This is a genomic window from Synechococcus sp. H60.3, from assembly GCF_047462295.1.
In the GTDB taxonomy this organism is placed as follows: domain Bacteria; phylum Cyanobacteriota; class Cyanobacteriia; order Thermostichales; family Thermostichaceae; genus Thermostichus.
In genome coordinates this window covers 1-6,862 of record NZ_JANSIY010000121.1, presented here as the reverse complement: position 1 = coordinate 6,862, position 6,862 = coordinate 1, and the positions used below count along the sequence as shown (strand labels likewise).

The window sequence follows — 6,862 nt, the reverse complement described above, 5'->3', positions numbered from 1 at the left end:
GATGGGGTAGCTGCCCTAGAGGCCCAGGCCCGCCTCTGGATTGCCCAGCGGCTACAGGGGATCCCTTACGATCCGCCCCCGGGGCCGGCGGCCAGCCAGGTGCTGCGCTGGATCGAGACGGACTTGCTCCCCCGCCTGCAGCAAACGCCCCAGGAGCTGGAAAATCTCCTGCGCGGGCTCAATGGCGGCTATGTGCCCAGCGGCCCTTCCGGCGCCCCCACGCGGGGCCGGGTGGAGGTGTTGCCCACCGGGCGCAACTTCTACTCGGTGGATATCCGCGCCATTCCTACCCCCACTGCCTGGCAAGTTGGCTCGCTGGCTGCCGAGCGGGTGGTGGAGCGCTACGTGCAAGAGCAGGGGGAATATCCCCGCCACCTGGGCCTATCCGTTTGGGGAACTGCCACCCTGAGAACCGGCGGCGAGGACTGGGCGGAGGCGCTGGCGCTCTTGGGGGTTAGGCCCCGCTGGGAGGGGGGACGGGTGGTGGATATCGAGATTCTGCCTGTAGCGGCTTTGGGCCGTCCCCGCGTGGACGTAACCCTGCGCATCTCCGGCTTCTTTCGCGATGCTTTTCCCAACCTCATTGCCCTCTTCGACCGGGCTGTGCAGGCCGTGGCCGCCCTGGAAGAACCGGAAGCCGACAACCCCCTGCGGGCCCAGGTGCTGGCCGATACCCAGTACTGGCAGGAGCAAGGGATCCCGCCTTCAGAAGCGGCAGAGCGGGCGCGGCTGCGCATCTTTGGCTCCAAACCAGGGGCCTACGGAGCCGGGCTGCAGGGGCTAATCGAGGCGCAAAACTGGGAAACCGAGGCGGATCTGGCGCGCGCCTACCTCAACTGGAGCGGCTACGCCTACCGAGCTGAGGGCGAGGGAGAGCCGGCTCCTGCAGCCCTGCAGCGGCAACTGGCCCGCTTGCAAATTGTCCTGCACAACCAGGATAACCGCGAGCACGATCTCCTCGACTCCGATGACTACTACCAGTTCCAGGGGGGCATGGTGGCAGCCGTGCGCACCCTCCAGGGCCGCAACCCCCAAATCTACTTCGGGGATCACGCCCGTCCCCACAACCCCAAGATCCGCACCCTGGCCGAAGAGATCGACCGCGTCTATCGCGCCCGCGTCGTCAACCCCAAGTGGATTGCCGGCGTAATGCGCCACGGCTACAAAGGCGCCTTTGAGATGGCCGCCACCCTCGACTACCTTTTTGCCTACGACGTCACCACCCACGCCGTGCCCGATTTCATGTACGCCGGGGTGGCCCGCGCCTACCTGTTGGATCCCCCCGTGCAGCAGTTTTTGCGAAACCACAACCCCTGGGCACTGCGGGATATGAGCGAGCGGCTGCTGGAAGCCCACCAGCGGGGCTACTGGCAAGAGCAGGCCCTAGAGCTGGTGCCCCAGCTGGAAGCCCTGCTGCTGGAGACGGAAGCCCGCCTGGAGGCCACCCAGGGATCCCTGGCGGGAGAAGGTTAAGTTCAGCTAAGATGCTCTCAGCAAACCAGGCGCGGAGGGATCCCAATGATGAGCAAAGCCAAGTTACTGCGAGAGATTCTGGGGCCCCTACTGGAAGATTACCGCTACTGGTTTGAGCGCTCCCGCCGCTTTTTGCAAGAAGAAACCCTAGAATTTATTAGCCCAGAGGCGCAGCAGGCCCTTCTGGAGCGGGTTTTGGCTGCCCAAGCAGAATTGCAAGCCGCAGAAGCCCTCTATCAGTTGTCGGAGAATGAAGTTGGCGTTGACCCAGCGCTGATGGCAAAATGGCATCACCTGCTGATGGAGTGCGCCGAGCTGGGCCGTCGCTTCCGCCAAATTTACCCTTCCTCTGACTCATCTGACCCGTGATGCTGCAGATCCTCTACCTCATCGCTTTCGTGGCCATCGCTTTTGTGGCCCTGCGTAACCTGGTGGCCAATATCATCACGTTGGGCAAAGAAGAGCGCAAGGCCTCGCCCCGTCGGGCTCGCCGACAGGCGCCCCACCCAGAGCTCTTGGATGAAGAAGGCAACCTGACGGAAGAGCCCTTGTTGGTGATTCGTTCGACCAGCCTGGAAGAAGCCCGCAGCCGCCTGGAAGATCTCTACTCTGGCTCTCCTGACGAGGATTAAAAGCGGCGCAGGAGCTTCCCCTTTCTCGGTGTCGGCCCGAGTCAGTTGTGGGGGTAAGTAGCCTTTCTTGGATGAAGTTACGATAAAGCACCCGGCGCCGAACACTATTCCTAACTCCCCTCTCCCTGAGGGAGAGGGGCTGGGGGTGAGGGTAGCGGCGCGGAGCACTTGGGTAGGCGGCAAGGTCTCTTAACCTTGTTTGAGGCAACTACAGTCAATCTGGTTCTTCACCTGGTGGCCTCTGGAGCTGGCCTGCAGCATTGACGCAAACGTCACAAATGGGATCCGATTCCAATTCCGATTTCGAGGTGGAAGCCGTCCTGGAGGCGGTGCTGAGCAAGCTGACGGTTTTGGCGGAGACGGGACAGACCTTTGGCCAGCCGATTACCATTGGCGACACAACGATTGTCCCCTACGTGTCGCTCTATTTTGGCGTTGGCGGAGGAGGGGGCCATTTTGGCAAAACGGCCAGCGGCTTTCGCAGCAACGGACGGGATCCGGCCAGCCTGTTTGGCGGAGCGGGGGGCGGGGTGCGCATCGAGCCGGTGGGCTTTTTGGTGATCCGAGGGGAGCGGGTGGAGCTGCTGACCACGGCCCAAAAGCCTGGCCAGTGGAGCCAGCTTGGCGAGACTATAATTCCCCTGCTGCAGCAGTGGCTCCAGAGCCGGGCCGGCAACTCCTCAAATGACCAGCCAAATGACTAGCCGCGAATGGAGAGGCGGGATCCCTGGGGGGAGGGCTGCACCTCGATGCGGTGGGGAAAGGCCTCTTGCAGGCTGGGGATGTGGGTGATCACCAGGATGCAGGCAAAGTCAGAGGCCACAGCGTTGATGGCCGCCAGCAACTGGGCCCGCCCGGTGGCGTCCTGGGAGCCAAACCCCTCGTCGATGATCAATGTTTGCAGGTCGGAGCCGGAGCGCTGGGTAAGCAGGCGGGAGAGGGCCAGGCGAATGGCGAAGTTGATGCGGAAGGCCTCGCCGCCGGAGTAGGTCTCGTAGGGGCGGGTGCCGCGGGGATCGGCGATGAGGATGTCGAGGGTTTCAATTAGCTTGTCCGAGCGTCGCCCCGAGCGCTGGGTTACAAAGCGCAGATGGAGGCGGTGTTGGGTGAGGCGGCCCAGGATCTGGTTGGCTTGTGCCTCTAGCTCTGGCAGAACGTTTTCGATGATCAGGGCGGGAATGCCGTTGCGGCCGTAGGCGTTGGCCAGCTCCTGGTACACCTGCTGCTGGCGGCGGGCCTGCTGCAGTTGTCGCTCTAGCTCTGCCCGCTCCGACTGTTGTTCAAGGGCCTGCTGCAGCCGCTGTTGGGCCGCCCCGATTTGAGAAAGCACCTGATCCAGCCCTTGCCGGTGCTCCTGCAGAGCTTGGCGGATCCCTTCCAGGTGGGCGGGCAAGACCTCAGGCTGCTCCGCCAGTTGTTGCTGCAGCGCTTCCAGCTCTTGGGTGGCCTGGGCAAAGTGCTGCCGGCTTTCCTGCAGGCGTTGGGACAAGATCTGGCTGCGGGCTGTGGCTTCCGGCAGCTCCTGGCGGGCTATTTGGAGGGCCTGCAGGCGGGCCGGCCACAGTTGCGCCTGGGCCAGTTCTGCTTTTACCTGCTGGTGCAGGGATCCGTCGTAGCCGAGGTGGTGCAGCGCCTGTTCGATCTGGACCAGTCGCTCTGCTAGGGCAGCCGAGGAGGGCGTCTGCTGCAGGGCTTCCAGTTGGGCTTGTAGGGAGGCGATTTGCTCACCTAGGCGGGCGCGGCGCTCCTGGGCTTTGCGCAGTTCTTGGGAGCGGCCCAGGGCCCAGCGCCAGCGCTCCAGCTCCCCTCGCTGCAGGGCGTGTTCGCGCTCGTCGTAGCCCAGGTGTTGCAGGGCCTGCTGGATCTGAGCAAGCTGCTGCCGCGCCTCTGGAGCATAAGCTTCTTGGTTGAGGATTTGCTCCAGTTCTGCCGCTTCTGCCCGCCAAGCCTCCAGTTGCCGATGGCGCTCCTGCCCGGCCTCCCACTGCTGCTGCAGCCGCCCCTGGAGGTGCAGGCGCTCGTCCCAGCTGGCCAATTCTTGCTCAAGACGCCGAGCTTCCTCTTGCAGCAGCCCGATCTCCCGGTCGGCCACCGCCAGTTGCTCGCGGATAACAAAGAGCTCGCCGGCAATTTCCTCTTGCCGCTGGCGGTGTTTCTTCAGCACCACCGCCCTCAGGGGCGGGCTGAGCGGACGGGCGCAGAGGGGGCAAACCCAAGTCGGGGCAGTCGGCACTTTGGTGGGCGGTGCCAGCGTGGACTCGGCAGGCTGCTCTGAGAAGAGGGAGCCTGCGGTTACTTCGGATCCCGGTTCTGCAGCTCCCTCGGCAATGGCCTTCGCCCCCGTCAAAGCATGGGTGGGACGGCACCAGCCAGAGTCTGGATCCGAAGGGCCTAGGTGATCCGGGCGATCCAGATCTTCTAGCTCTGCAGGATCCAAACGCTCGGCGTGAAAGGACTCTGCTCCGCTATCGCCAACAGGAAACTCTTCCCAGCGAGCCTCTAGCAGGCGGCAGCGTTCCTCCTCCTGTTGCCACTGATGCTGAAGAACCCGCTGCCGCTCCTGCAGCTTCTGCACAAAGAGGCGGCGCTCTTGAATTTTTTCCAGCACCTGCTGCTGGTAGAGGCGCTGCCGCTCCAGCTCGGCCAGGGCTGCTGCCCCGGCAGCAATTTTCTGGGCCAGTTGCTGCTGCTGTCGGGCCAGGCTTTCCTGGCTTTGCAGGTGCTGCCGGAGGAACTGGAGGCGGGCTTGCAGGCGTTCTCGCTCGCGGCGGATCTCCTCCTCCCAGTGCCGCTGTTGCTCGAGGAGGGCAGCGGCTTGGGCCTGGGCCTCGTTCAAGATCTGCAGGCGCTCCTGGGCTTGCCGGTAGTGGTGGAGGGCGTTTTCGATGCGCTCCCCTTCTGCCAGCACCTGGGCATCGGCCTGGGCTTGGGCCTGGCAGGCGGCCAATTCCTGTTGCAGCCGCTGCATTCTGCGCAGTTGCTGCTGTTGGTACTCAGCTTGTTGGGCCTGCAGCTTTTGGCGCTCTTGGAGCAGGTATTGCTGTTGCTCGAAGAGGTGGTGAAGATGGCGATCTTGGGCCATCAGGGTTTGATAGCGTTCGTAGCCTGCCAGGATCTGCTCGCTTTGGGCAATCAGCTCTTCCAACTGGAGCAGGTGCTGTCGTTGGGCTCGCCACTGCTGTTCGGTGTGGTGCAGGTTGGCGCTGAGCTTGTGCAGGTGTTGGGTGAGTTGCCGGTGGCGCTCCTTCAGGATGTGGCGATGTTCATAGGCACGTTCTAGAGTCTGTAATTCCTGCTGCTGTTGGGCCAGGAGCTGCTGCAGATGGGTTTGCTGGTGTTGGAGCTGCTCCAGTTCAGCTTGGATCTGCTCAATGGAAACCTGTTGTTGGTCTAGCTTGTGCAGACGCTCTTGGAGCAGGTCGGCTTTGAGCTTGGCGCTGCGGGCCTGTTCGCGGCAACGCTCCGTCAGCAAGTCATACTGCCCCAGCTTGAGCATGTCGGCCAAGATCTGCTTGCGCTCCCCCGGGCGCTTCAGGGTAAAGGCATCGGCCTGTCCCTGGCGCAGATAGGCAGAGTGGAGAAAGGTGTCGTAGTCGAGGCCAAGCTGACTTGTAATTGCCTCTTGGGTGGCGCGCAGGCCCCGGCGGGTGAGGCTGCGCCAGCGGGCTTGGCCGTCGGCTTCTCCAATTTGAATTTGCCACTCCAGGGATCCTTCCCCCGACAGGTGGCGGCTGCGCAGGATGCGGTAGGTTTGCCCCCGCGAGCGGTAAATTACTTCCACCCAGGTTTCGCTGGCACCTTTGCGGATGAGATCGCTGTCGTTGCTGGCCCGGCTCTGTCCCCAGAGGCCCCAGGTCAGGGCGTCGAGCAAAGCCGATTTGCCCGCCCCGTTAGGGCCACAAATGCAAGCGGTGTGGATCCCGCGCAGATCCAAAACCGCCTGAGAGTAGCAGAGAAAATTGTGTAAGGTCAGGCGAACTGGGATCACAAGGGCGGCTCTGGTCGCTGCAAAACAATGGCGATGAGCCATTTGCTCCAGTTTATGAAGTTATTGGCTAGATCCCAAGTTTTGCCACGGCCAGAAAACGGTTGTCCCTCCGCCCTGAGCTCACCAGGGAAAGCGGCATTGCTGCTGAAGAGAAGCAATCCGGGGAAGCAAGGGCGGTTACAGCCTGTTAATTTAAAATAGGGTACAGGTGTTCAAGAGGAAGGAGAGAAAGAGAGGCCAACCCATTCTTTGGATCTACGGCAAAGAGTTGTAGCAGCTTATCAGGCAGGTCAGACCTCTATCCGCCAGGTAGCCGAACGGTTCATGGTAACCAAAAGAACAGTATACCGCTGGGTGCGACAGTACCAATAAACTCAGGACTTAACCCCCAAGAAAGTAGGCACCAAGCGAGTGGGTATTTTGGAACAGCATCGACAGGAAGTGATGGCAATCATTGCAGAACACCCAGACTTCTATCTGTGGCAGTATCAAGAACTGTTGCGGGGGCGCCTAGGGATTGATGTAAGTACTGTCACGATACACAACTTCCTGAAAAAGTGAGGGATGACTCTAAAAAAAAGACTTACCGCAGCGCGAGAGTCCAAGAAGAGGAGGTGCAAAGAGAACGACTAGCTTGAGGATTTGATTGCCCTCGACCAGACACGGGCGTGGGAGGGAAGGGAACGGGGAGTAGCTCGGAGTTTACGCGGTCAAAGAGCTTATCATTATCGTCAGAGATACAAGGGGGAGAAGCATACTGTTATTGGAG

At 61.8% G+C, this 6,862-nt stretch carries 5 protein-coding genes and 1 pseudogene; 5 read left to right on the top strand and 1 reads right to left on the bottom strand.

The window, feature by feature from the left end:
• From NW841_RS11080 to NW841_RS11065, 4 genes are all read left to right on the top strand, one after another.
• Nucleotides 1-1,473 (top strand): cobaltochelatase subunit CobN (locus NW841_RS11080; RefSeq protein WP_414386411.1); only part of this gene is annotated, 1,473 nt, incomplete at its 5' end.
• Between the two features lie 45 nt (nt 1,474-1,518).
• Complete coding sequence (locus NW841_RS11075) at nt 1,519-1,842, top strand: DUF2605 domain-containing protein (protein WP_414386409.1); 324 nt, start codon at nt 1,519-1,521, stop codon at nt 1,840-1,842.
• The gene (locus NW841_RS11070) at nt 1,842-2,105 is read left to right on the top strand and encodes a DUF2973 domain-containing protein (protein WP_414333816.1); all 264 of its coding nucleotides are present in this window, start codon (nt 1,842-1,844) and stop codon (nt 2,103-2,105) included. Before NW841_RS11075 ends, NW841_RS11070 begins: the two co-directional genes overlap by 1 nt.
• 278 nt (nt 2,106-2,383) lie before the next feature.
• Nucleotides 2,384-2,809 carry a GerW family sporulation protein gene (locus NW841_RS11065; protein ID WP_414386407.1) on the top strand — a complete coding sequence of 142 codons (426 nt, stop codon included), beginning with the start codon at nt 2,384-2,386 and terminating at the stop codon, nt 2,807-2,809.
• Here NW841_RS11065 and NW841_RS11060 read toward each other — a convergent pair.
• Entirely contained in the window at nt 2,806-6,135 is a 3,330-nt protein-coding gene (locus tag NW841_RS11060; protein ID WP_414386405.1) for an AAA family ATPase, read from the bottom strand. The two genes, NW841_RS11065 and NW841_RS11060, sit on opposite strands and share 4 nt — an antisense overlap.
• 207 nt (nt 6,136-6,342) lie before the next feature.
• Between NW841_RS11060 and NW841_RS11055 the strand changes: the two are divergent.
• Nucleotides 6,343-6,862 (top strand): annotated as a pseudogene (locus tag NW841_RS11055) (helix-turn-helix domain-containing protein); the annotation flags it as partial.

Bases quoted from the DNA above. Each gene is read 5' to 3' on its own strand.
- NW841_RS11060 (WP_414386405.1), bottom strand. From the start codon at position 6,135: ATGGCTCATCGCCATTGTTTTGCAGCGACCAGAGCCGCCCTTGTGATC.
- NW841_RS11065 (WP_414386407.1), top strand. From the start codon at position 2,384: ATGGGATCCGATTCCAATTCCGATTTCGAGGTGGAAGCCGTCCTGGAG.
- NW841_RS11070 (WP_414333816.1), top strand. From the start codon at position 1,842: ATGCTGCAGATCCTCTACCTCATCGCTTTCGTGGCCATCGCTTTTGTG.
- NW841_RS11075 (WP_414386409.1), top strand. From the start codon at position 1,519: ATGATGAGCAAAGCCAAGTTACTGCGAGAGATTCTGGGGCCCCTACTG.